Raw genomic sequence first — 21,620 nt, 5'->3', positions numbered from 1 at the left:
GTTCATGTACCTGACCCAAGGTCTGCACCGCTCACTGCAGCAGAACCCGGACGCGCCGGCCACGATCTTCGGGGATCGGGTGCGAACCGTCCGCGAACTCGTCGACCGGGTGTCTCGCCTCGCGGCGGCGTTGCGGACGATGAACGTCGCCGACGGCGAACGCGTCGGGGTGCTCGCACTCAACTCCGATCGTTTCGCCGAGATCCTTCTGGCGGTGCCATGGGCCGGCGGCGTGCTCAACCCGATCAACATCCGATGGAGTCCAGCGGAGATCGTCTACTCTCTGGCGGAGTGCCAGACCGACGTCTTGTTCGTGGACGACGCTTTCGCCTCGCAGGTGCCCGTGCTCGAACGGGGGTATCCCGCGCTGAGAGCCGTGGTTTACATCGGTGATGGGACCGTTCCCGAGGGCATGGTCGGATACGAGGAGCTCATCGCGGCCAACGAGTCCATCCCGGACGCACGACGTGGCGGCAAGGAGCTTCTCGGCGTCTTCTACACGGGGGGCACCACCGGCTTCCCCAAGGGCGCGATGATCAGTCACGCGAACCTGTTCGTCTCCACGTTCGGCTCCCGTGCCACCGCGCCGACCGGACTGCCGGGCGGCAAGGCCCTGTTGTGCGCACCCATGTTCCACATGGCCGCGTTCGCCGCCTGGTACACGCAGCTCAGCATCGGCGGCACCCATGTGATCGTGCCGGCTTTCGATCCCGCCACGGTCGCCGAGACGATCGCCCGGCACCGCGTGAGTTACGCGCTCCTGGTGCCCACCATGATCCAGATGCTTGTCGATCATCCGCGGGTCGCCGAACACGATCTGTCCTGCGTGCGTCATCTGGTCTACGGTGCCTCCCCGGTCAGCGAGACCCTGCTGCGTCGGGCGATGCGGGTGTTTCCGCGGGCGGAGTTCGTCCAGGCCTATGGGATGACCGAACTCGCGCCCGTCGCCACCTTGCTCACCGCCGAGGACCACCGCGAGGGCACGCGACTGCGATCGGCAGGCCGGGCGGCCATGCACGCCGAAGTGGCCGTCGTCGGCCCCGACGACCGGGTCCTCCCCCACGGTCAGGTGGGCGAGGTGGTCGTCCGCGGCGAACACGTCATGCTCGGATACTGGAACAAGCCGGTGGAGACCGCCCAGGCGCTACGCGGCGGGTGGATGCACACCGGCGACGGCGGCTACCTGGACGAGGACGGCTACCTCTACATCGTCGACCGGATCAAAGACATGATCATCAGCGGTGGTGAGAACGTCTACTCCGCCGAAGTCGAAAACGCCCTGGCGGCTCATTCCGCCGTCGCCGCGTGCGCTGTGATCGGGATCCCCGATGCCGTCTACGGCGAACGGGTCCACGCCGTGGTCAAGCTCAAGCCGGGCGCGACCGCCACCCTCGCCGAGATCCGAGAGCACTGCAAGAGCCTCATCGCGGGCTACAAGGCACCCCGCAGCTGCGAATTCGTCGAGGACTTCCCGCTGTCGGCCGCCGGGAAGATCCTCAAACGAGAACTGCGCAAGCCGTACTGGGAGGCAAGCGATCACACGGTCCAGTGAGTCCATCCCTAACATGGACGGGATGAGCGGAACGGCAAAGGGCAGATCCAGGCCACGGGACCGCCGAGCGCAGATCCTGCGCACCGCGGCGACACTCTTCCACGACCGCGGCTACCACGGGGTGGGAGTGGACGAGATCGCCGCGGCGGTGGGAATCTCCGGCCCCGCGCTCTACCGGCACTTCCGCGGTAAGCACGACCTGCTGTGGCACGCGATCGACAGTGGGATGGCCGCGTTCGAGTCCGTGCAGAGCGATGACCTCTACACCTGGCTCGATGCCATGGTCACCGTGGGATTGGACGGCCGTGACCTGGGCGCCCTGTGGCAGCGGGAGGTCCGCAACCTGAACGAACCCGAACGCGCGGAGTTCCGGCGCCGGCTACGCCACCATGCCGAGCACACCGCGGACCTGCTGCGCGGCCGTCGTCCCGAACTCGGCCAGGACGACGCGCGGCTACTGTCCTGGGCGATCACGGCGGTCGTCGGCAGCCCATCGCACCACCGCGCCACTCCCGAGAGTTACCCGGCGTTGCTGCGGGCCATGGTGGCCCGCGTGGCCGGCAGTAAATCGTTGATCGCGACCGCCTCCTTCTCCGCACCCACGCCGGCCCTGCCCAGACGGGCCTCCACCCGCGAGGCACTGCTGACTGCGGCCACCCATCTGTTCAGCCAGTACGGCTTCGTCAGTGTGTCCAACGACGACATCGGCGCGGCCGTCGGCGTGACCGGCCCCACGCTCTACAAACACTTCTCCAGCAAGACCGAGATCCTCACCGCCGCGCTCAACCGAGGCGACGAAGCCCTAAAGCTCGCCCTCGACCGCGCGCTGTCCCGCTCGGCCGATCCGGCGCACACCATGGCAGAGGTGGTGGCCTTCTACGTCGACTTCGCCACCCACCATCCCGACCTCATCGGCGTGCTGATCAGCGAAGTGACCCACCTCCCCGCCGAAGAACGGCACGCCAACCGGCGGCGACAACACCAATACGTGGCCGAATGGACACGCCTGCTCCGCCTGGACCGACCCGACCTGTCGGAACCGGAGGCGCTGGCCCTGGTCCACGGTGCCCTCACCCTGATCAACGACCTGGTACGCCTGCCCCTGGCGCACACGCGAGCACACCTGACGAAGGAACTCACGGACCTCGCACTCGACGTCCTGCACGCCGCACCTCGAACAGAGCCGACGAGGTGAGAACGGTGAGATTCCCCAACCACTCGGGCGGACTCCTCGGGTGTCAGCCCTTGAGGCCGGATATCGCGATGCCGCGGGTGCCTTGCGATCACGAGATGGCCGGAACGACACAGAGTTTCGATCATCTGTCACAAGAGATTCACCGGACGGCCGACGTTCGCTGGTCCTCGGTGAGTCGGGTCAGCGGACCCGGCGGCCGTGGCTGGGCTCGCTCTGGCGGTTCGCCCGGTCCACGGCCGTCACGTGGTAGTGCGCGCCCCTGGCTCCCTCGGGGTCCAGCCAGCGCACGTCGCGGCCCGCGGGGATGACCGCGACCAGGTTGCGGGCGTCGGCGAAGTCACCGGGACCGGCCTGCCGGTCGAACCGGAAGACCGCGAACTGGAACGGGACGTCCCTGCCGGGGGCGACGATGTGCAACTCGGCGCCACCGGCCACCTTGTGCGCGGTGGCCAGGACCGGGCGGCGCGGTGGCCGGCCGCCCGCGAGACGCGGCAGCAGCGGGGCGAGGGCCGGGCGGGTGTAGTGGTCGGTCACGGCGGTGCTGACGCTGCCCAGCCGGTCCTCACGTACATCGCCGGAGTTGTACCAGATGTCGCCGCCGACCTGGGGGTTGTCCCGGTTGAGAGTGAGGTGCCGGGAAAGCTCGTCCGGCTGGAACCACTGGGCGGGCTGCCCGGCGGCACCGGCCTTGTAGGCGGCCTGGCCGATCCAGAGCTGGACGTCGGTGCCCGCCGCCACGCCGGACCACCAGGGGATCAGCTTGGCGTAGTCGGCGTTCGACTGGCCGATGTACCAGTAGATCTGCGGTGCGATGTAGTCCAGCCAGCCCTTCCTGACCCAGCCCCGCGTGTCGGCGTGCAGGTTGTCGTACGACTGGCTGCCGGCGGTGTCCGAGCCGAGGGGGTCGGTGGACCTGTTCCGCCAGATGCCCGAGGGGCTGATGCCCCAGGCGACCTCCGGCTTGGCCTGCCGTACCCGCTGCTGCATCTCCCGGACGAGCAGGTCCACGTTGTCGCGCCGCCAGGAGGCGAGATCGGGGAAGCCCGCGCCGTAGCGCGCGAAGGCCGCGGCGTCGTCGAAGGCCGTGGTGTTGACCGGGTAGAAGTAGTCGTCGAAGTGCAGGCCGTCGATGTCGTACCTGGTGACCGCGTCCATCATCGCGTCCTGCACGAACGCCCGCACCGCGGGGATGCCCGGGTTGTAGTACAGCTTGCCGCCGTAGGAGACGATCCAGTCCGGATTCCTGCGGCCCGGGTGCTCGGGGTGCAGTTTGGCCGGGTCCGGCTGCATCGACACGCGGTACGGGTTGAACCAGGCGTGGAAGGCCAGGCCGCGCCGGTGCGTCTCCTCGACCAGGAAGGCCAGCGGGTCGTAGCCCGGGTCCCGGCCCTGAACGCCGGTCAGGTACTCCGACCACGGTTCGTGTGGCGAGGGCCAGAAGGCGTCGGCGGTCGGCCGGATCTGGACGAAGACCGAGTTGAGCCGACGGGTCCGCGCGAGGTCCAGCCAGGCCAGGTACTCGGCCTGCTGCGCCTCGACGGTCAGGCCGGGCTTCGACGGCCAGTTGATGTTGAGCACCGAGGCGATCCACATCCCGCGCATCTGCCGCAGCGGCGGGATGTGGCCGTCGGCGTTGCCGGCGGCGAAGGCGGGCGTCGAGGTGAGAGCCGACAGGGGGAGAGTCGTCGCGCCCGCGGCCAGGGCCAGGCCGCGCAGGACGGAACGTCGGGTGGGTGCGCTCATGCGGACCTCCGGGGGGCTGAAGAAGAAGGCGCCGAGCGTGACATTGGCAGAAACTTACTTTCAAATCAATGACAATGAAGGAAAATATCGTTGAGATGCGATCCGCTCCAAGGCGTTCGGGCAGGCGGCCCGGTGGGGAAACCTGGATGCGCCGTGGTCGCCTCGGGTGGGGGCCACGGCGCGCCGAGGGGTCGGGTGGATCGGTGGTGATCCGGTGGCGGGTGCGTGTCGGTCGCCTGGAGATCGGCACTGGACATAAACCCATACAAGAGGTAGGGATAGTATGAAAAATTCCATGACATCCGAGGAGCAGCCATGGCAGTCAAAGTGATCGACGCGGCCGCGTACGTCCAGGAGTGGCAGGACTGGCACCACCGGCACGAGGTGGTGCTGGCCGATCCCCACGGGTTCCTCGCCGTCACGAACCTGCACTGGCTGACCTCTGAACCGCAGCGCCTGCCGGATGCTCCGGGGGAATGGTCGACCGGCGGCGAGGGCGTCGTCGTGACCCTCGGAGACGCGGAGGAACTGGTGGTGGACGGCACACCGGTGCGTGGCCGGTACGTGTTCGGCCTCATCCCCGAACGCGGCGCGATCAATGCCACCTGGGGTGACGCGGTGATCGAGGTGGCCAGGCGGGGCGGGCATGACATCGTCAGGCCGAGACACCCGGACCACCCGCTGCGTGTCGCGTTCGCCGGCACGCCGACCTTCCCGCCGGACCCGCGATGGCTGGTCGCCGGCCGCTACGTGCCGTTCGACGAGCCCCGGCCGACGGACGTCGGGGCGGCGGTGGAAGGGCTGCGGCACGTCTACGACGCGCCGGGGCGGGTCGAGTTCGAGCTCGACGGGCAGACGCTGAGCCTGACGGTGTTCAACGGCCACGCGCCGGGCAGCCTGATCGCCCTGTTCACCGACGCGACCTCCGGCGTGACCACCTACGCCGCCAACCGCGTCCTGCAACTGGGGGTGCCCGACGCCGGCAACCAGGTGACCGTGGACTTCAACCGGGCCACGAACCTGCCGTGCGCCTACACCGACTTCGCCACCTGCCCGCTGCCGCCGGCGGAGAACCGACTGCCGGTCGCGATCGAGGCAGGCGAGAAGATCCCCTACGAGCGCGGCTGACGTCCGGATGAGCACGCCCGTGACCCCGCTCATCCGTTCCCCGGGGGAGAGCATCGGCCGGTTCAACCGGGATCACGGCCGGAGGTCCGCCGGGTGGCGGGCGCGCCAGGCGGTGTAGTGCGGCTGACTTTCGAGGGATTCGCGGTGGGCCTCGGTGGCGAGGCGCGTCAGCTCCTCGGCCCGGTGGGCGAGGGCGCCGTCGCGGCGCCAGGCCGCCAGGTGCCTGATCCACAACGGTGATCCGGCGAGCGGGCGGACCACGAGCCCAGGTCCTGCGGGGAAGCTGGCCTGGCAGGGCGAGATCGCGTGCTTCTCGGCGATGAGATTACGGATCATCATCGGCTCGATCATGATGTACGGCATCTTCGGGACGAAGCCCTCGTTCTGGCAGGCGGTCACGAAACACTCCGGCCAGCCGACGCCGTCCGGCGGCGAGAGCACCCAGTCGTCGCCCGCCAGCTCCGCCAGCGGCACCTCCTCCAGCACCGCGAGGGGATGGGCCTCGGCCATCGCCACGAAGACGGGTTCCACGGCGATGGGACGTACGCCCACCGAGGGTGGGATGACCAGCTCGTGGCCGGGGTAGTCGATGAGGGTCGCGGCGTCCAGCCGCCGGGAGGTCAGCAGATCCAGCAGCAGGCGGGGAGAGTGCTCGGTGTGCACGGTGATCGAGGCCCCCGGGACCTCGAACAGCCGCCGCAGCAGGCCGCTGAACAGGGGGTTGGCATAGCCGCCGATGCGGGCGACGCTCGTCTGGCCGCTGGGCGGCAGGGCGCCTGTCATCAGCTCATCCACGGTGTGCAGCGCGGACCTGGCCCGGGTGAGCACGAACTGGCCGAACGGGGTCGGTGTCACGCCCAACCGGCTGCGCCGGAAGACCTGGCCGCCGAGCGTGGACTCGATCCGGTGCAGCTGGGCGGTCAGGGCGGGCTGGGAGACGCCCAGGGAGGCCGCCGCCTTGCTGAGACTCCCCGCGCCGGCGATGGTGCATAACGCTCGAAGGTGCCGTAGCTCCAGCTGCATGGGCCAAATATAGTGCGGCATAACGCTGGATTTATATGTCTCTGGGATAAGACGCGGTTCCCTCGTTCGGCGCACAGTTGACGGTGATCCCTACTTCCGAAGGAACCCCTATGCCAGTGACCTACCGCCGCTCCGGCCTCGTCTTCACCGATCACACGATCACCGTCCCGCTGGACCACTCCAGCCCGGACGGGGCGACGATCGAGGTGTTCGCGCGGGAGGTGGTCGCGGCGGGGCGGCAGGGGGACGACCTGCCGTGGCTGCTGTACCTGGAGGGCGGCCCCGGCCACAGTGCCCCCCGCTCGCCGGTCGGGTGGCTGCACCGGGCCACCAGGGAGTACCGGGTGCTGCTGCTGGACCAGCGCGGCACCGGGCGCAGCACTCCCGCCAACCGGCAGACCCTGGCCGGCCTCGACGACCCCGCCGCCTACCTGCGCCATTTCCGGGCCGATGCCATCGTCAGGGACGCCGAACTGCTTCGCGCGCGCCTTCTCGGGGACCGGCCGTGGAGCCTGCTGGGGCAGAGTTTCGGCGGGTTCTGCGCGCTGACCTACCTGTCGCTGGCCCCCGAGGGGCTGCGCGAGGTGATGATCGCGGGTGGGCTGCCGCCGCTGGCCGACCGGCCCGAGGACGTGTACCGGGCGGCCTACCCCCGCGTCCTGGCGCACAACGAGCGGTTCTTCGCCCGCTATCCCGGTGACCTGGCGATCGCCCGTCAGGTGGCCGACCACCTGCGACGGCAGGAGGTGTTCCTGCCCGGCGGGGAGCGGCTGACCCCGCGGCGCTTCCAGACCCTCGGGATCACGTTCGGCACGGAGAGCAGGTTCGACACACTGCACCATCTGCTGGAGGAGGCGTTCGCCGGTGAGAAGGAGCTGTCCGACGTCTTCCTGCGCCGGGTGGACGCGCTGGTCTCCTACGCCGAGCACCCGCTGTACGCGCTGCTGCACGAGGCGTCCTACTGCCAGGGCGGGGCCTCCAACTGGGCCGCGCACCGCGCGCTGGGCGAGTTCCCCGAGTTCGATGTGGAGCAGGGCGGCCCCGTCCGGTTCTTCGGCGAGATGATCTTCCCGTGGTTCTTCGACGAGGACCCGGCGCTGGTCCCGCTGCGGGCCTGCGCCGAGGCACTGGCCGCCTGCGAGTCCTGGCCGCGCCTCTACGACCCGGACCGGCTGAGCGGCAACACCGTTCCGGTGGCGGCGGTGATCTATCACGACGACCTGTACGTGGACCGCGACAGTTCCCTTCGCACCGCGAGCACGGTGCGTGACCTGACTTCCTGGATCACCAACGAGTACGTCCACGACGGGTTGAGGGTCTCGGGCGAGACCGTGCTGGACCGGCTCATCGCGATGGTCCGCCGGTGAGCCTGGGGAAACGACGGGCGCTCGGCTTCCCGCGCCTTCCGGCGGCGCGTACGGAACCGGCGGCCCGGCGTCCGGCCGGTGGTGTACGAGCGTCGATCGCCTTCCGCGGAGTAGCACCCCTTTTCCATAACCCGTGAATTATGGGAAAGGGCTCATCGTGTCCATCTCAACTGCCCATAACCCACCCGTTATGGGCGGCCTTGACCTGCGGCTCCCCGGCAGGCACGAACGGGCCGACAAGCTCGACACTCTCGTGTGATCACCCCGTTATCCGACACCGGTGACAATCTGCGGCATTCCCCAAGCAAGGAGAACCCGTGCGCAGATCGTCCGTGGTCGTCGCCACGCTCATGGTCATGGCGTGTCTGTCGACCGGCCCGGCTCACGCCGAGGATCCGGGCCAGACGCGAAAGGTCGAGGTCTTCGGCGAGCATGCCCCCCAGGGCTACACCGAGGTTCCGGTGGAGAGCGGCGACAAGGCGAGGGGCCTGGCCGTGCCGTCCGCCACGGTGACGCCGATCGAGGTCAACGGCCCCAGCGACAAACGCATCGACCTGGTCTACCTCGGTGACGGTTTCACCGAGGCCGAGCAGGACGCCTACACCGCCCAGGTGGCCAACAGCTGGAACATCCTGGCCCAGCGCGAGCCGTTCAAGAGCTATCGCAAGCTGTTCAACGTCTGGCAGGTGAACGTCGTCTCCAACGAGTCCGGGGTCGACAACGACCCGGTCAAGGGGGTGCGGAAGGACACCGCGCTGGGCGGTGAGTACTGGTGTGAGGACCTGGAGCGCCTGGTCTGCGTGGACATCCCCACCGCCCAGTCCTACGCCGGGCTGGCCCCCGCCTTCGACCAGATCGCCGTCGTGGTCAACAGCCCCACCTACGGCGGTGCCGGCTACATCGAGGAGAACCTGGTCACCTTCTCCGGCGGGCACCGGAGCGGCCCGGAGATCCTGCCGCACGAGTTCGGCCACTCCATCGGCGACCTGGCCGACGAGTACCCCTACTGGGCCTACCCGGACGACGGCAGCACCTACACCGGCGACGAGCCGCCCGACACCAACGTCTCGATCCACAACGCCGAGCAGCAGACCGCGCGGCGGGCCAAGTGGTGGTACTGGCTGGGCGCCCAGACCCCCGACGGCGGCGTGATCGACACCTTCGAGGGCGCCGCCTACTACAACCTCGGCATCTACCGGCCCAGCGACAACTCGCTGATGCGCTCCCTGCTCAAGCCGTTCAACCTGGTCGGCCGTGAGGAGATGGTCCGCACGTTCGTCGAGACGACCGGCCTGATCGACGACTCCACCCCGAGCGGCAAGGTCAGGGCGGGCAGCACCCTGACGGTCACCCCCGTGGGGCTCCCGACCGTGTCCACCCGCTGGTTCATCAACGGCCACGAGATCACCGAGTGGGCGGGCAGGACCTCGGCGGTGGCTCTGACCAAGAAGCCCAAGGACCACGGAAAGCCCGAGGCGCCGTGGTGCGGGCGCAAGGACCTGAAGGCCAAGAAGGGCGACTGCACCTACTCGGTGCAGGTCAGTGACTCCACCGACTTCGTGAGGAACCCCGCCTACAAGGCGGACACCCTCACCCAGTCGATCACCTGGACGGTCGGCAAGCACTGACCGGATCCTGCCACGCCCCGCTCAGGACGCGGCAGGACCGGATGGCGAAAGAACGGCGATCGCCGAAGGATGTTCCGCGGAAGCGGGCGTCCTTCGGCGATCGCGTGCGTTCAGCGCCGGGTCGTCATCCCGTCTTGGCGAGAATCGCCTTGGTCATCGCGTCGAGACCGATCAGGTTGAACTTCTTCCCGAGGGTGCGCATGATCGAGTTCTCCGACGGGCGGTAGATGCCGTACGCGTAGTCGGCGCCCCCCTGGTAGGCGCCGATCACGCCACCGTCGGGAGTGGCCTGACCCAGGTACTGGTACCACTTACGCCTGCCCGAGGTGAGCTGCGCGGCGGTGTACTTCGACACGTTCGCCGCCGACGGCTCGCCGCCGTTGTAGGTGGTGTTGAGGGTGGAGTACTCGTCCGCGAGGTTACCCATTGAATGTCCGAGTTCGTGCACCACGACCTGGCCGGAACTCGCGTTGCCGCCCGAGGCGGTGGCGACGCCGCCGCCCGCGCCGTACCCCGCACCGCCGTACTTGGTGCTGTTGCCCAGCGCCACCACCTGGTCGACACCGGGTGCCAGTGCGGCGTAGGACTTGGCGGTGGCGGTGTTCACGCAGAGCAGGCGCTCGATTCCCGAGCACCAGAACCCCATCCCGAGCGCGGTGTTCCTGCTGACGCCCTGGGTGGGGTCGTTGTCGACGCCCGACTGGCTGGAGACGACGTTGACCATCCACACGTTGAAGGAGTTCTTGTAGGTGCTGAACGGTTCGACGGCGGTCATCTCGGCCCACTTGCTCGCGGCGTGGGCCTGGAAGGTGGAGATCTCGGCGGAGGTGTAACCGTCGCCCACGAAGACCAGGTCGAAGCGCTGGGCGGAGGGGCCCGTCTGCTGCAGGGCGGTGACCGCGGCGGCCGGCGCGGCGCGCGGGGCGGGAGGCACCTGCCGCTTCGGGATCTCGACCTGCTGGATCGTGCCGTCGGGGGAGAAGACCTCCACCCGCTCGGTGGATCCCGGCGGGGACGGTTCGGTGGCGGCGGACGTCGGTGTGGCGAGGGAGGCGATGACGACCGGTACGAGCAGCGCCAGGCGGAGGGGGCGGGGCACGGCGTCTCCTTGGGGGTGAGCGCAGTGGATCTAGTGCCCACATCGTGAGTTATCGCTATACGCCCAGATAATCCCTTTTCGCGATAACCCTCCCGTTATAGTGGTGAATTCTGGGCCCTCACCCTCTCCATGTCGGGGACTCCGCCTCCGGTGACGGCCTGGAATGTGAGGGCGGCGGCAACTCTCAGTCGCGGGGGAGAGCCTCGATGGTCTCCAGATGCCTCTCGCCCCAGTCGCCGAGGGGGAGAAGCGCGGTGTTGAGCGAGTGGCCGAACTCGGTCAGCGAGTACTCCACCTTCGGCGGAACCTGGTGGTAGACCTCGCGGTGCACCAGGCCGTACGACTCCATCTCGCGGAGCTGCTGGATGAGCATCTTCTCGCTGATGCCGGACACCGACCGGTTCAACTCCCCGAACCGCAGCGGCTTGCTGTGGAGCGCCCACAGGATCAGTGCCTTCCACTTACCGCCCACGACGTCGACGGCGGCATCGAGCCCGCACGAATAGGTCCGCTTCTTCATTCGCGTTCTCCATACTTACAAAAAGGTTAGTACCTGACAAAATAGTAGGTACTTGAGGAAAATTCAGCAGAGCGTCAGCATCGAAACGTCCCAGCCGGGGTCACGAAGGGCCCGGGACTGGGACGTTCGCATGCCGACATCTGATGAAAGCGGGGGAAACAATGACGGCCGACAACCGATCGCCGGTGACGGTCCTGGGACTGGGCCCGATGGGGCAGGCGCTGGCGGGCGCGTTCCTCGGGAACGGCCACCCCACGACCGTGTGGAACCGTACGGCCGCCAAGGCAGACGCCCTCGTCGCCCGGGGCGCGGTCCGCGCGGACACGGTCGCCGACGCGATCGCGGCGAGCCCGCTGGTGATCGCCTGCGTGATCGACTACGACGCGGTGAGCGCGATCATCGACCCCTCGGTAGACGCGCTGAAGGCCCGGACCCTGGTCAACCTCACGGCCGACACGCCGGAACGCGCACGCCGGATGGCGGACTGGGCCGCCGGTCACGGCGTCGACTACCTCGACGGCGCCATCATGACCCCGACACCGACCATCGGCGGGCCGGCGGCGGTCGTCCTGTACAGCGGACCTGAAGCGCTCTACCAGGCCCATCGGCCCGCGCTGGCGAGCCTGGGCGGCACCGCCACCTACCTCGGCGCGGATCCCGGGCGGGCGGCGGCCCACGACGTGAGCCTGCTCGACCTCTTCTGGACGTCCATGAGCGGCCTCGTCCACGCCTTCGCCCTGGCCGGCGCGGAAGGCATCTCGGCCAGGGACCTCGCCCCGTTCGCCAAGGGGATCGGCGCCCTGCTCCCCGACCTCATCGACGAGTTCGCCCGCTACGTCGACGACGGCCACCACCCAGGCGACCAGTCCAACATCCTGTCGGCCGACGCGGGGATGGCACACATCATCCACGCGGCCCAGACCAGGGGCATCGACACCGGTGTGCTGAGCGCCGCCAGGGCCGTCACGCGACGCGCGATCGACGCCGGTCACGGCGACGACAGCTTCTCGCGCCTGGCCGAGGTGCTCGGGAGGCCGACACCGTAAAACGCACTCGAAGAGGGGGCGGCCCGCCACGACCGGCTCTGATGGTGGCGCCGCCCCCAACGGAACGATCACCGTCCAGGCCCGGCCGGAGTGGAAAGCAGGCGTAGAGTAGGAGGTACCGAGGACATTTCGTACGTTGGCATTCAGGTCGACGTCGCCCAAGGCGATAGGCGAATCCGGTCCTCCTACGGGCCGAGACGGGCCGGGCGATCATGACGCAGGCGCTTCTTTCCCACAGCACACCGCTCACCGACGAGGCACGTCTGAGTCTGGATCCCACCCTCGGCCGCAGGGGCGCCGTGGACGGGGCCTGGTGGCCACACTCCCAGGACGCGGCGGTGGAACTGCCAGACCTCATCGCCGCCGTCGACCGGCGGCTGGACCGGCCCGTCAGGCGGGTGGGTCTGCCCCTGGGATCCTGGGACGACATCCCGCACCGTGTCGCGGCCCCCGGCCGCCAGGTCAAGGTGGGCTGGTTCCGCAACATGGACCCACACGTGGTCACCCTGATCTGCGAGGCCATGGAACCCGTCAACCTGCTGGTCATTCCACCCGGCACCGAGAGCGGCACGGCCGCGCACGCGCTCACCCTGGCCACCAGGTGCGCGGGCGCCACCCGCCCGACCGACATCCTCACCGCCGCGGCCTCCTCGGACGTCAGCTCGATCGCCCGGGATGACAGCCGGGCCGTCTGGGAGGACGAGGGCGGACAGATCGCCGGCTGCGCACCGGCCGCCGGTCACCAGGGCCCGGATCCTCTCCGAGAGGAGACCTCATGACCGTTCTGCAATCTCAGACTTTTCACGGAGTGGGGCCCCAGGCCGTCGGTCCCGCCGCCACAGTCATCCATCTGCACGGCGAGATCGACGTCTTCAGCAGCGCGGCACTGCGCGAACGGCTGCTCCGCGCGTTGCGGCGCGGAGCGAACCCGCTCATCCTCGACCTGTCCGGGGTGTCGTTCTTCGACACGTCAGGGCTGGCCGTACTGGTCGGCATCCAGCGCCGCGCCAGATCGCTCGGAGTCACCTTCGAGCTGTCCGCGCCTCGTCACCAGACGGCGGCCCTGCTACGGGTCACCGGCCTGGACCGCACTTTCACCATTCGCTGAGCGTCAGTGGAGTGGATTCCCCGTCCCCCGGAGAGATGAGGAACCGGGGGACGTTCGCGCGTGTGACGTACGAGGGTCCGGACCTACGGCGCCCCTTCACCAGAGGGCGATGGAGCGGGTCAGGATCTTGGTGAGGTCGCCCTCGGTGACCGGCCGGGGGGCGGTGCTGAGCAGGCGCTGCTGCTTCATCGCGCCCTCCGCCAGCGCGGGGACGTCCGCCTCGGTGTAACCGACGCCGCCGATCCCGCCGGGGAGGCCGATGTCGCGCATCAGCCTGGTCAGCACGCCGGGCAGATATTCGGAAAGGTCGTCGGGCCTGGCGGCGGACGGGTCGAGCAGCTCGGCCGCGCGCAGGTGCCGCTCCGGCTGCGCCTCGAAGGTGAACCTGAACGCCTCGGGAGCGGTCAGCGCGACGGCCATGCCGTGCGGCACCATCGGCTCACCCGCCGGGTAGCCCTCGGGGTGGAAGTCCCTGACCCGCCCGGCGATCGGGTAGGCGTTGGCGTGCGGGATGTGCACGCCCGCGTTGCCGAACCCCAGTCCGGCGAACGTCGCCGCCAGCGCCATCCGCCCCCTGGCTTCGACGTCGTCCCCGTCGCGTACGGCGGTGCGGAAGGACTGCGCGAGCAGCGCGATGGCGCGCTCGGACCACATGTCGGCCACCGGGTTCGAACCGCAGTAGGGCACCCGCTCCTCGGGGCGTTTGCGCTCGTATGAGGTGTACGGCCGGGCGGTGTAGCTCTCCAGGGCGTGGCAGAGGATGTCCATCCCGGCGGCCGCGGTGACCCCGGCGGGCTGGGTCATCGTCAGGTCGGGGTCGACGACGGCCAGCACCGGGCGGAGCCGGGCGTGACTGATCCCGGTCTTCACCTTCAGGTCGAGCACGTCGAGCACGCAGATCGTGGTGCTCTCCGAACCGGTGCCCGTGGTAGTGGGCACCGCGACCAGTGGCTTGAGCGGCCGGGACGGGGCCAGGCCGCCGCCCACCGGCGCGTTGACGTAGTCCATCAGCTCGCCCGGGTTGGTGGTGAGCAGGTTGACCGCCTTGGCGGTGTCGATGCTGGAGCCGCCCCCGACGGCGACGAAGGCGTCCCACGGCCCGGAGGCGCGGGCGTGTTCGATGGCCGCCAGCAGGCTCTCGTCCGTCGGCTCGACGCGCACGCCCTCGTAGACGCTCGCCTCCATGCCGAACCCGGAGAGCTGCTCGGCGATCCGTTGCGGCGCGCCGGTCGCGGCCACCCCGGGGTCGGTGACGACGAGGACGCGCCGGGCGCCGTACTGCCCGAGATCGAAGCCGATCTCGGCCGAGGCGCCGGAGCCGAACTTCAGGGCGGGGGCGCCGTAGGTGAAGACGGACTCGGGATTGCCCGGAGCACTGAACACGCCCGGCTCCTCTCTCGCTGATCTTAGGAATGTCACAGGAGAGCCGTAAGAGGTACTCCGTGACACTTGATGCCCATTTCTCCGTCTGCCGACCCTGGATCTCGCTGATCTTCCCGGCGAGGTCAGAACGGTCTTGGTACCGACTTCTACGATTGCCGACACGTTCCCAGGCGGCACCCCAAGTGGTGATATCTGCCCTTATGGCAAGAGGAATGCATGCAAACGGCAAGCCGTCCTCACTAGCATCGCCGCCATGATGAAAAGAATGATCGCGGTGACCGCTGTCGCCGGAGTCGCCGTGCTGGCGGCCCAGCTTCCCGCGTCCGCGAGCTCCTCCACCGCGCTGCTCCGGCTGCGCGGCGGTTTGACGTTGGAGATCCCGAACTCCTGGCGGGTGTACGGGACCGCGGACCAGGTCCGGGTGGTGACCGGTGCCTGCGCGCGGCCCAACGGCGGTTACTTCCAGCCCAGGTGCGACAGCTTCTGGGTCATCGGGCCGAAGGCCCTCAAGACCGGTGCCGAGGGCTTCGGGCGCTACAACCCCGACCAGGGGCCGTTCTACCCGGCGTCCGACGTGGTGCCCTGCGCGACCAACCCCAAGTACGGCCAGGTCCTCGGCAAGGCGATCGCGGTCGGCTACCGCAACATCGGGGTGGCCCACAAGGCGCACTACCGGGTGTGGCCCGGCCGGTGCGTGACGTACACCGGCGGTGAGCAGAAGTCGACGTTCAACCAGCGTGAGTGGTACCTGCCCCAGTCGAAGATCCTCATTGTCGACCAGTGGGCCACCCCGGGCCTGGCCACCATCCTGAAGAACGCGGTCTGGGACAACTGACCGTCAGACCCGCCACCTGGAACCGGGCCGGCCTGCCCGCCCCTCGATCGCGGGCAGGTCGACCAGCCACGACTCCCGCCCGCCGTCGCCATCGGGCCCCGGTACGCGTACGGCGGGCGTGCTCGCGGCGGACCATCGTGGTGGTACGGGCCAGGTGGCGGTCACCCGGCGTCAGGTGAAGATCATCGGTTGTGCTCGCCGAAACCGTGCAGCAGGGTGTCGACCAGGCGGGTGGCCAGGGCGTCGGCGTCCTGCCCCTCGTCCGGTCCCGTCGCCGCCTCGTGGATCAGGGCGTAGTAGACGCGGCGGGTCCAGTCGAGGTCGGCGTCGCGGGAGCCGACTACCTGATCGACGGTGGCGCGATCAAAACGGCCTGACCGGTTACCCGGACCTCACCTGGTTCCGAAAAAGTGCGATCTACCAGTAATAACGTTTCGCGGGCAGGCTCGGCCGCATGACGATAATCAACCGGCTGGACTACCGGCCGTTTCCCGAGGACCCGCACAACTACAAACCGAACTCCCGCCACTGCCTCGTGCTCGATCCGGTCCGTCCGGACGGCGACTACGTCAAGGATCTGGTGCTCAACTTCGAGCTGCTCGCGCCGGATGAGGTCATCCCGGTGCACACGCACACGAACGAGGAGGTCCTCATCATCGACGAAGGCGAGGGCGAGGCGTTCTACGACGAGGAGTGGCGGCCGGTGGGCCCCGGAGCGGTGATCCTGGTGCCGCCGGGCATCGCCCACGGGTTCCGCAACCGTTCGGGGAGCGGGCTCAGGCTGCACGCGGTGTTCGCCGGGAGGGTGGTCGGCACCCGGCTGCTGGAACGCAGCCCCGCGCCGGGTACGGAGAACCTGCCGCTGCCGCCGCCGTCCCTCATCGACTTCCGCGAGCTCGCAGGCGGGGAGTGATCAGCCGAATACCTGCTCGGCGCGTGTGTCGTAGGTGGTGCGCGCGGCGTCGATCTCGTCGAGATGGTCCTCCGCCCAGCTGACGAGACCGTGGACGGCCTCAACCAGGGTGTGGCCCAACGGGGTGAGCGCGTAATCGACGCGGGGCGGCATCACCGGGTACATGGTGCGCGAGACGATGCCGTCCCGCTCCAGCTCGCGCAGGGTGACGGTCAGCATGCGCTGGCTGATGCCGTCGATCTCGCGCTTGAGCTCGGTGAACCGCTTGGTCCCCGCACCTAGCTTCGAGATCACGTACAGCGACCACTTGTCTCCCACCCGGTCGAGGATCTCGCGGGCGCGGCAGGCGGCCGGTGTGCGGGAGAGCGGTGCGCCCATGGTTACCTCCGGTGAACCGAGCAAGGAAAAAGTGCCTTCTTGTGCGATGAGACACGGCGACCGAGCATAGAGCCAGTTCCGAACAGAGATTAGGTCACTTTCAAGAACCGAGTTACTCATCAAGACCAAGGAGACATCATGGAAGCCGAAGTTGTCGAGATCCCGGGCTACCTGGCCGCGACGTGGGCCATCGATCCGGCCCACTCCTACGTGGGATTCGTCGTACGTCACCTGATGATCGCCAAGGTGCGTGGCCACTTCACCGGTGTCGAAGGCACGATCACCACTGCGGCGGAGCCCCTGGGGTCCAGCGTGACCGCGGCCATCGACCTTGCCTCGGTGAGCACCGGCAACGCCCAGCGCGACGCGCATCTGCGCTCCGCCGACTTTCTCGAAGTCGAGAAGTTCCCCACCATGTCGTACCGTTCCACGGCCATCCGGTTGGACGGCCGCGGCCACGTCATGGACGGCGAACTCACACTCAAGGACGTGACCCGGCCGGTGTCACTGAGGCTGGAGGTCAACGGCTTCGGCCCGGACCCCTTCGCCGCCGAGCCCTTCCGGGGCGGCCGCGCCGGGTTCACCGCGACCGGCGAGATCAACCGCATGGACTTCGGCGTCAGCTACAACGGGCCCATCCCCGGCGGCGGCATGGCCTTGGGGGAGAAGGTGGACATCGTCCTGGAGATCGAAGCCGCTCGCACGGGGGCATAAGGATCAGGCCGGCGGGGCATGCCGCTGCCCGCCGGCCAGGAGTAATTGCAGTTCGGTGATGACCTGGTGAACGGATGTGGTCACCGCGCCGGCGAGGATGGCTTGCCGTCGACCCGTATCCCTTTGGTGCGGGAGCGGGTGCCGCCACTCATGGGTGCCCTGAACTCGAAACCAAGACGAACCCAAGAGAGATTCAAACGGTCGAGGCGATGATCATACGTATGAACCTTGGGAAAAGCCTGTTGCGGATCGCCGCGGGGATGGCTCTCACGCTACCGCTCGTCGCCTCCACTCCCGCCTCTGCCGCCTCCGCGGAGGCCGCCCCCTACACCCGGATCACCATAAACAAGATCATTGCATGGCGAACGCTGTCGAACAACGGCGATGTGATCTTCGTCAAGATCTCCGGCCCCGGGATAATACCGCCCCTCGGCGTGACCTACCGTGTCTGGCCGGCGGCAGGTGGTAGCCGGTTCACGGCTTCGGGTAGGTGCGACAGTTTCGACGGGACCCCGTGCCCACCGGGTACCCGCGACGAGTCGGGCACGTTGACCTCCACCCCGTACAATCCGGTGTTCACCGCCAAAGGCGGCGTGGCCACCATCAACATCCGCCGCGACAACGAATACGCCTCCGATGATGACGTCTTCATCCAATCCTTCCATCTCAATCCGCTGACCCAGGAGAGCCGCTACACCCTGCGGCCGAACGCCGGCAGGACCGACACCTCTGACTACCAGGTCGACATGACGCTGACCCCCAGCTCGTCGCCGTTCTGACCCACCCGAAAACCTCAGCCTCCGCACGAGGGAATCCCACCGTTCGAAGGAGCGACGACAACACGAAGCACGACTAGTGGGGCTTGGTTAGGTGGGGATGGGCTGGGCGTGTCTGGGTAACGTGCGGCGGCAGGTTAGGTGAAGTCTGCGTTGATGCCATCGCCTGGGTGCGGAAGATGAGAAGTGGAACGGTGTCTACGAGGTGCCGTACGAACTGTTCACCGGCGAATCCGGTACAGCACATGCCGACGCAGCGGCCCGTCGGGCACGTTCGGGTGGTCGAAGTCGGCGGCCGGGTCACGGGTCATGCCGATCCGGCGCATCACCGCCTGGGAACGCAGGTTGGTGGTGGCCGTGATGGCGACGACCTCCGGCAGTTCCAGAGTCTTGAAACCGAACTCCAGGCAGGCCAGGGCGGCCTCGGTGGCGTAGCCGTGACCCCACGCCGAGCGGGTCAGCCGCCAGCCGATCTCCACCCCGGTGAACGGCATGCCCTCGTCCGCCGGATCCAGGCCGGTGAAGCCGATGAACTCACCGGTCGCCAGGACCTCCACCGCCCACCACCCGTAACCCCGGCGGTCGAGTCCGGCCTGGAAGCGCGCGATCGAAGCGGCACTCTGCTCACGGGTCAGCAGGTCCGGGAAGTGTTCCCGGACCTCGGGATCGGCGTTCATCGCCGCCCAGGGGTCCAGGTCGGAGTCCCGCCAGTGGCGGAGCAGGAGGCGATCGGTACGTAGTTCGGACATGCCGCCAAGCTAATGTGATCAAGGTCGGCGGGGCGACCGATTTTGCCGGGGGACCGTCGCCGCCCGGCGGGTCACCGGAAACCGTCATCGCGGCGACCGGCCTGGCCGGGAACGCGATGGCCATCGGCCACCGCCGTCCCGGCCTGAGAGGCCGTCGAAGCCGCCCGGGGACGTTCAGGCCGGCCGGCGCGGGCCGGCCTGGACGTCACCTGATCAGACGAGGTCGAACCGGTCCAGGTTCATCACCTTGTCCCACGCCGCGACGAAGTCGTTCACGAACTTCTCCTTCGCGTCGTCACTCGCGTAGACCTCCGCGAGCGCGCGCAGCTCGGAGTTCGACCCGAAGACGAGGTCAGCGCGGGTGCCGGTCCACTTGACCTCGCCCGTGGCGGCGTCGCGACCCTCGAAGGTGTTCGCGTCCTCGGCCGTCGCCTTCCACGCCGTGCCCATGTCGAGCAGGTTGACGAAGAAGTCGTTGGTCAGCACCCCGGGGGTCGCGGTGAGGACACCGAGCGGCGACTGCTGGTGGTTCGCGTCCAGCACGCGGAGGCCACCGACGAGGACCGTCATCTCGGGGGCGCTCAGGGTCAGCAGGTTCGCCCGGTCGATCAGCAGGAACTCGGCCGGCAGCCGGTTGCCCTTCCCGAGGTAGTTGCGGAACCCGTCAACGGTCGGCTCAAGCGCGGCGAACGACTCCACGTCGGTCTGCTCCTGCGACGCGTCCACCCGGCCCGGCCTGAACGGGACCTCGACGTCGACACCGGCCTCCTTGGCGGCCCGCTCGACGCCCACACCACCGGCGAGCACGATCAGGTCGGCGAGCGAGATCTGCTTGCCACCGGTCTGGGCGGCGTTGAACGCCTCGGCGATCCCCTCCAGGGTGCTCAGCACCGTCGCGAGCCGGTCGGGGTCGTTGACCTCCCACCCGTTCTGCGGCTCAAGGCGGATACGCGCGCCGTTGGCGCCGCCGCGCTTGTCACCGCCGCGGAAGGTCGAGGCCGACGCCCACGCGGTGGACACCAGCTCGGACACCGACAGGCCCGAGGCGAGGATCCGGTCCTTGAGGGAGGCGATGTCCGCGGCGTCGACGAGCTCGTACGTCACCTCGGGGAGGGGGTCCTGCCACAGCAGCGTCTCGGTCGGGACCTCCGGGCCGAGGTAGCGCACGACCGGGCCCATGTCGCGGTGGGTCAGCTTGAACCACGCGCGGGCGAAGGCGTCCGCGAACTCGTCGGGGTTCTCGTAGAAACGCCGCGAGATCGGGCCGTAGATCGGGTCGAACCGGAGCGCGAGGTCGCTGGTCAGCATGGACGGCGCGTGACGCTTCGACGGGTCGTGGGCGTCGGGCACCGAGTCCTGACCGGCGCCGTGCTTCGGCCGCCACTGGTGCGCGCCGGCCGGGCTCTTGGTCAGCTCCCAGTCGTAGCCGAACAGGTTCCAGAAGAAGTTGTTGGACCACTTCGTCGGTGTCGAGGTCCAGGTGACCTCCAGACCGCTACCGATCGTGTCCGCGCCCTTGCCGGTGCCGTAGGTGCTCTTCCAGCCGAGACCCTGCTGCTCGATGGGAGCGGCCTCGGGGTCGACGCCGACGTGGTCCGCCGGGCCCGCGCCGTGGGTCTTGCCGAAGGTGTGACCGCCCGCGATCAGGGCGACCGTCTCCTCGTCGTTCATCGCCATCCGGCGGAACGTCTCACGGATGTCGCGGGCCGAGGCCAGCGGGTCCGGGTTGCCGTTCGGGCCCTCCGGGTTGACGTAGATGAGGCCCATCTGGACCGCGCCGAGGGGGTTCTCCAGCTCCCGGTCGCCGGTGTAGCGCTGGTCGTCGAGCCAGGTGGACTCGGGACCCCAGTAGACGTCCTCGTCGGACTCCCAGACGTCCGCACGGCCGCCGGCGAAGCCGAAGGTCTTGAAGCCCATCGTCTCCAGGGCGACGTTGCCGGCCAGGATCATGAGGTCGGCCCAGGAGATCTTCTGGCCGTACTTCTTCTTGACCGGCCACAGCAGGCGGCGGGCCTTGTCGAGGTTCACGTTGTCCGGCCAGCTGTTGAGCGGCGCGAAGCGCTGCTGGCCGGCCCCGGCGCCGCCGCGGCCGTCGCTGATCCGGTAGGTGCCCGCGCTGTGCCAGGCCATCCGGATCATGAACGGGCCGTAGTTGCCGTAGTCGGCCGGCCACCAGTCCTGCGAGGTGGTCAGCACCTCCGCGATGTCCTGTTTGACGGCCGCGAGGTCGAGGCTCTTGAACGCCTCGGCGTAGTCGAACTCCTCGCCGAGCGGGTTGGAGACGGCGGGGTTCTTGGCGAGGACCTTCAGGTTGAGCCGCTCCGGCCACCACTGGTGGTTTCCGCCACCCTGGGTCGGGTGCGGGGCGCGCTCGTGCGCGACCGGGCAACCGCCTCCGCCGTCCGTCTTCGCGTCTACGACGATTGCATCATGGTTCTCAGACATGGGAATCCTTCCGAACTA

Annotated in this window: 22 protein-coding genes; 13 read left to right on the top strand and 9 right to left on the bottom strand. The window is 68.6% G+C overall.

The genetic code is table 11. From position 1 onward, the window contains the following. The first annotated feature begins 4 nt into the window (after nt 1-4). Both ACWD3H_RS36985 and ACWD3H_RS36980 read left to right on the top strand, forming a co-directional pair. Nucleotides 5-1,552 carry a long-chain-fatty-acid--CoA ligase gene (locus ACWD3H_RS36985; protein WP_451958313.1) on the top strand — a complete coding sequence of 516 codons (1,548 nt, stop codon included), beginning with the start codon at nt 5-7 and terminating at the stop codon, nt 1,550-1,552. Nucleotides 1,553-1,574: 22 nt separating this feature from the next. Continuing rightward, nucleotides 1,575-2,747 (top strand): TetR/AcrR family transcriptional regulator, encoded by a 1,173-nt coding sequence (locus ACWD3H_RS36980; RefSeq protein WP_451958312.1) that lies wholly within the window; start codon nt 1,575-1,577, stop codon nt 2,745-2,747. Between the two features lie 180 nt (nt 2,748-2,927). Here ACWD3H_RS36980 and ACWD3H_RS36975 read toward each other — a convergent pair whose 3' ends face one another. Then, nucleotides 2,928-4,490, bottom strand: a complete 1,563-nt coding sequence (locus ACWD3H_RS36975) for a glycoside hydrolase family 10 protein (protein WP_451958311.1) — start codon at nt 4,488-4,490, stop codon at nt 2,928-2,930. A 315-nt stretch (nt 4,491-4,805) separates the two neighbouring features. Between ACWD3H_RS36975 and ACWD3H_RS36970 the strand changes: the two genes are divergently transcribed. Next, a complete protein-coding gene (locus tag ACWD3H_RS36970) occupies nt 4,806-5,618 on the top strand; it encodes a DUF1684 domain-containing protein (RefSeq protein ID WP_355552342.1) in 813 nt (270 codons plus the stop codon). 72 nt (nt 5,619-5,690) lie between these two features. On the opposite strand, the gene ACWD3H_RS36965 is transcribed toward ACWD3H_RS36970, so the two are convergent. Then, nucleotides 5,691-6,641, bottom strand: coding sequence for a LysR family transcriptional regulator (locus tag ACWD3H_RS36965; protein WP_451958310.1), 951 nt, complete (start codon nt 6,639-6,641; stop codon nt 5,691-5,693). Nucleotides 6,642-6,751: 110 nt separating this feature from the next. Between ACWD3H_RS36965 and ACWD3H_RS36960 the strand changes: the two genes are divergently transcribed. Together ACWD3H_RS36960 and ACWD3H_RS36955 are read left to right on the top strand one after the other, a co-directional pair. Next, the gene (locus tag ACWD3H_RS36960; RefSeq protein ID WP_451958309.1) at nt 6,752-8,008 is read left to right on the top strand and encodes an alpha/beta fold hydrolase; all 1,257 of its coding nucleotides are present in this window, start codon (nt 6,752-6,754) and stop codon (nt 8,006-8,008) included. A gap of 317 nt (nt 8,009-8,325) precedes the next feature. Further along, nucleotides 8,326-9,636 (top strand): M64 family metallopeptidase, encoded by a 1,311-nt coding sequence (locus tag ACWD3H_RS36955; protein ID WP_451958308.1) that lies wholly within the window; start codon nt 8,326-8,328, stop codon nt 9,634-9,636. 124 nt (nt 9,637-9,760) lie between these two features. Here the strand turns inward: ACWD3H_RS36955 and ACWD3H_RS36950 are convergent, their stop codons facing one another. Then, nucleotides 9,761-10,735, bottom strand: coding sequence for a M64 family metallopeptidase (locus ACWD3H_RS36950; RefSeq protein ID WP_451958307.1), 975 nt, complete (start codon nt 10,733-10,735; stop codon nt 9,761-9,763). Nucleotides 10,736-10,919: 184 nt separating this feature from the next. Further along, on the bottom strand, nt 10,920-11,255 hold the full coding sequence (locus ACWD3H_RS36945; protein WP_355552357.1) for a winged helix-turn-helix transcriptional regulator: 336 nt from the start codon (nt 11,253-11,255) through the stop codon (nt 10,920-10,922). Nucleotides 11,256-11,416: 161 nt separating this feature from the next. On the opposite strand from ACWD3H_RS36945, the gene ACWD3H_RS36940 reads away from it, so the two are divergent. The 3 genes from ACWD3H_RS36940 (at nt 11,417) to ACWD3H_RS36930 (ending at nt 13,409) form a co-directional block, all read left to right on the top strand. Beyond that, nucleotides 11,417-12,301, top strand: coding sequence for an NAD(P)-dependent oxidoreductase (locus ACWD3H_RS36940; protein ID WP_355552360.1), 885 nt, complete (start codon nt 11,417-11,419; stop codon nt 12,299-12,301). Between the two features lie 212 nt (nt 12,302-12,513). Then, nucleotides 12,514-13,080 carry a DUF5994 family protein gene (locus tag ACWD3H_RS36935; protein WP_451958306.1) on the top strand — a complete coding sequence of 189 codons (567 nt, stop codon included), beginning with the start codon at nt 12,514-12,516 and terminating at the stop codon, nt 13,078-13,080. Continuing rightward, on the top strand, nt 13,077-13,409 hold the full coding sequence (locus ACWD3H_RS36930) for an STAS domain-containing protein (protein WP_355552366.1): 333 nt from the start codon (nt 13,077-13,079) through the stop codon (nt 13,407-13,409). Before ACWD3H_RS36935 ends, ACWD3H_RS36930 begins: the two co-directional genes overlap by 4 nt. 96 nt (nt 13,410-13,505) lie before the next feature. Here the strand turns inward: ACWD3H_RS36930 and ACWD3H_RS36925 are convergent, their stop codons facing one another. After that, nucleotides 13,506-14,792 (bottom strand): hydroxyacid-oxoacid transhydrogenase, encoded by a 1,287-nt coding sequence (locus ACWD3H_RS36925; RefSeq protein ID WP_451958305.1) that lies wholly within the window; start codon nt 14,790-14,792, stop codon nt 13,506-13,508. Nucleotides 14,793-15,045: 253 nt separating this feature from the next. On the opposite strand from ACWD3H_RS36925, the gene ACWD3H_RS36920 reads away from it, so the two are divergent. Beyond that, nucleotides 15,046-15,627, top strand: coding sequence for a hypothetical protein (locus ACWD3H_RS36920; RefSeq protein ID WP_355552372.1), 582 nt, complete (start codon nt 15,046-15,048; stop codon nt 15,625-15,627). Nucleotides 15,628-15,630: 3 nt separating this feature from the next. Here the strand turns inward: ACWD3H_RS36920 and ACWD3H_RS36915 are convergent, their stop codons facing one another. After that, complete coding sequence (locus ACWD3H_RS36915; RefSeq protein ID WP_451958304.1) at nt 15,631-15,792, bottom strand: hypothetical protein; 162 nt, start codon at nt 15,790-15,792, stop codon at nt 15,631-15,633. Between the two features lie 26 nt (nt 15,793-15,818). Here ACWD3H_RS36915 and ACWD3H_RS36910 point away from each other — a divergent pair, with 26 nt between their 5' ends. Together ACWD3H_RS36910 and ACWD3H_RS36905 are read left to right on the top strand one after the other, a co-directional pair. Further along, nucleotides 15,819-16,004 (top strand): hypothetical protein, encoded by a 186-nt coding sequence (locus tag ACWD3H_RS36910; protein ID WP_451958303.1) that lies wholly within the window; start codon nt 15,819-15,821, stop codon nt 16,002-16,004. Between the two features lie 77 nt (nt 16,005-16,081). Next, nucleotides 16,082-16,540 carry a cupin domain-containing protein gene (locus tag ACWD3H_RS36905; RefSeq protein ID WP_451958302.1) on the top strand — a complete coding sequence of 153 codons (459 nt, stop codon included), beginning with the start codon at nt 16,082-16,084 and terminating at the stop codon, nt 16,538-16,540. Here ACWD3H_RS36905 and ACWD3H_RS36900 read toward each other — a convergent pair whose 3' ends face one another. Continuing rightward, nucleotides 16,541-16,918 carry a winged helix-turn-helix transcriptional regulator gene (locus tag ACWD3H_RS36900; RefSeq protein WP_451958301.1) on the bottom strand — a complete coding sequence of 126 codons (378 nt, stop codon included), beginning with the start codon at nt 16,916-16,918 and terminating at the stop codon, nt 16,541-16,543. Nucleotides 16,919-17,056: 138 nt separating this feature from the next. On the opposite strand from ACWD3H_RS36900, the gene ACWD3H_RS36895 reads away from it, so the two are divergent. Together ACWD3H_RS36895 and ACWD3H_RS36890 are read left to right on the top strand one after the other, a co-directional pair. Then, on the top strand, nt 17,057-17,632 hold the full coding sequence (locus tag ACWD3H_RS36895) for a YceI family protein (protein ID WP_451958300.1): 576 nt from the start codon (nt 17,057-17,059) through the stop codon (nt 17,630-17,632). A gap of 74 nt (nt 17,633-17,706) precedes the next feature. Further along, nucleotides 17,707-18,411: a hypothetical protein gene (locus ACWD3H_RS36890; protein WP_451958299.1), complete on the top strand. Its 705-nt coding sequence runs from the start codon at nt 17,707-17,709 to the stop codon at nt 18,409-18,411. A gap of 218 nt (nt 18,412-18,629) precedes the next feature. Here the strand turns inward: ACWD3H_RS36890 and ACWD3H_RS36885 are convergent, their stop codons facing one another. Together ACWD3H_RS36885 and katG are read right to left on the bottom strand one after the other, a co-directional pair. After that, complete coding sequence (locus tag ACWD3H_RS36885; protein ID WP_451958298.1) at nt 18,630-19,157, bottom strand: GNAT family N-acetyltransferase; 528 nt, start codon at nt 19,155-19,157, stop codon at nt 18,630-18,632. Nucleotides 19,158-19,370: 213 nt separating this feature from the next. Then, entirely contained in the window at nt 19,371-21,602 is a 2,232-nt protein-coding gene (gene katG, locus ACWD3H_RS36880; protein WP_451958297.1) for a catalase/peroxidase HPI, read from the bottom strand. Between the last annotated feature and the right edge of the window lie 18 nt (nt 21,603-21,620).

The organism is Streptosporangium sp. NPDC002607, assembly GCF_053592655.1.
This window is presented reverse-complemented; position numbering and strand designations above follow the sequence as displayed.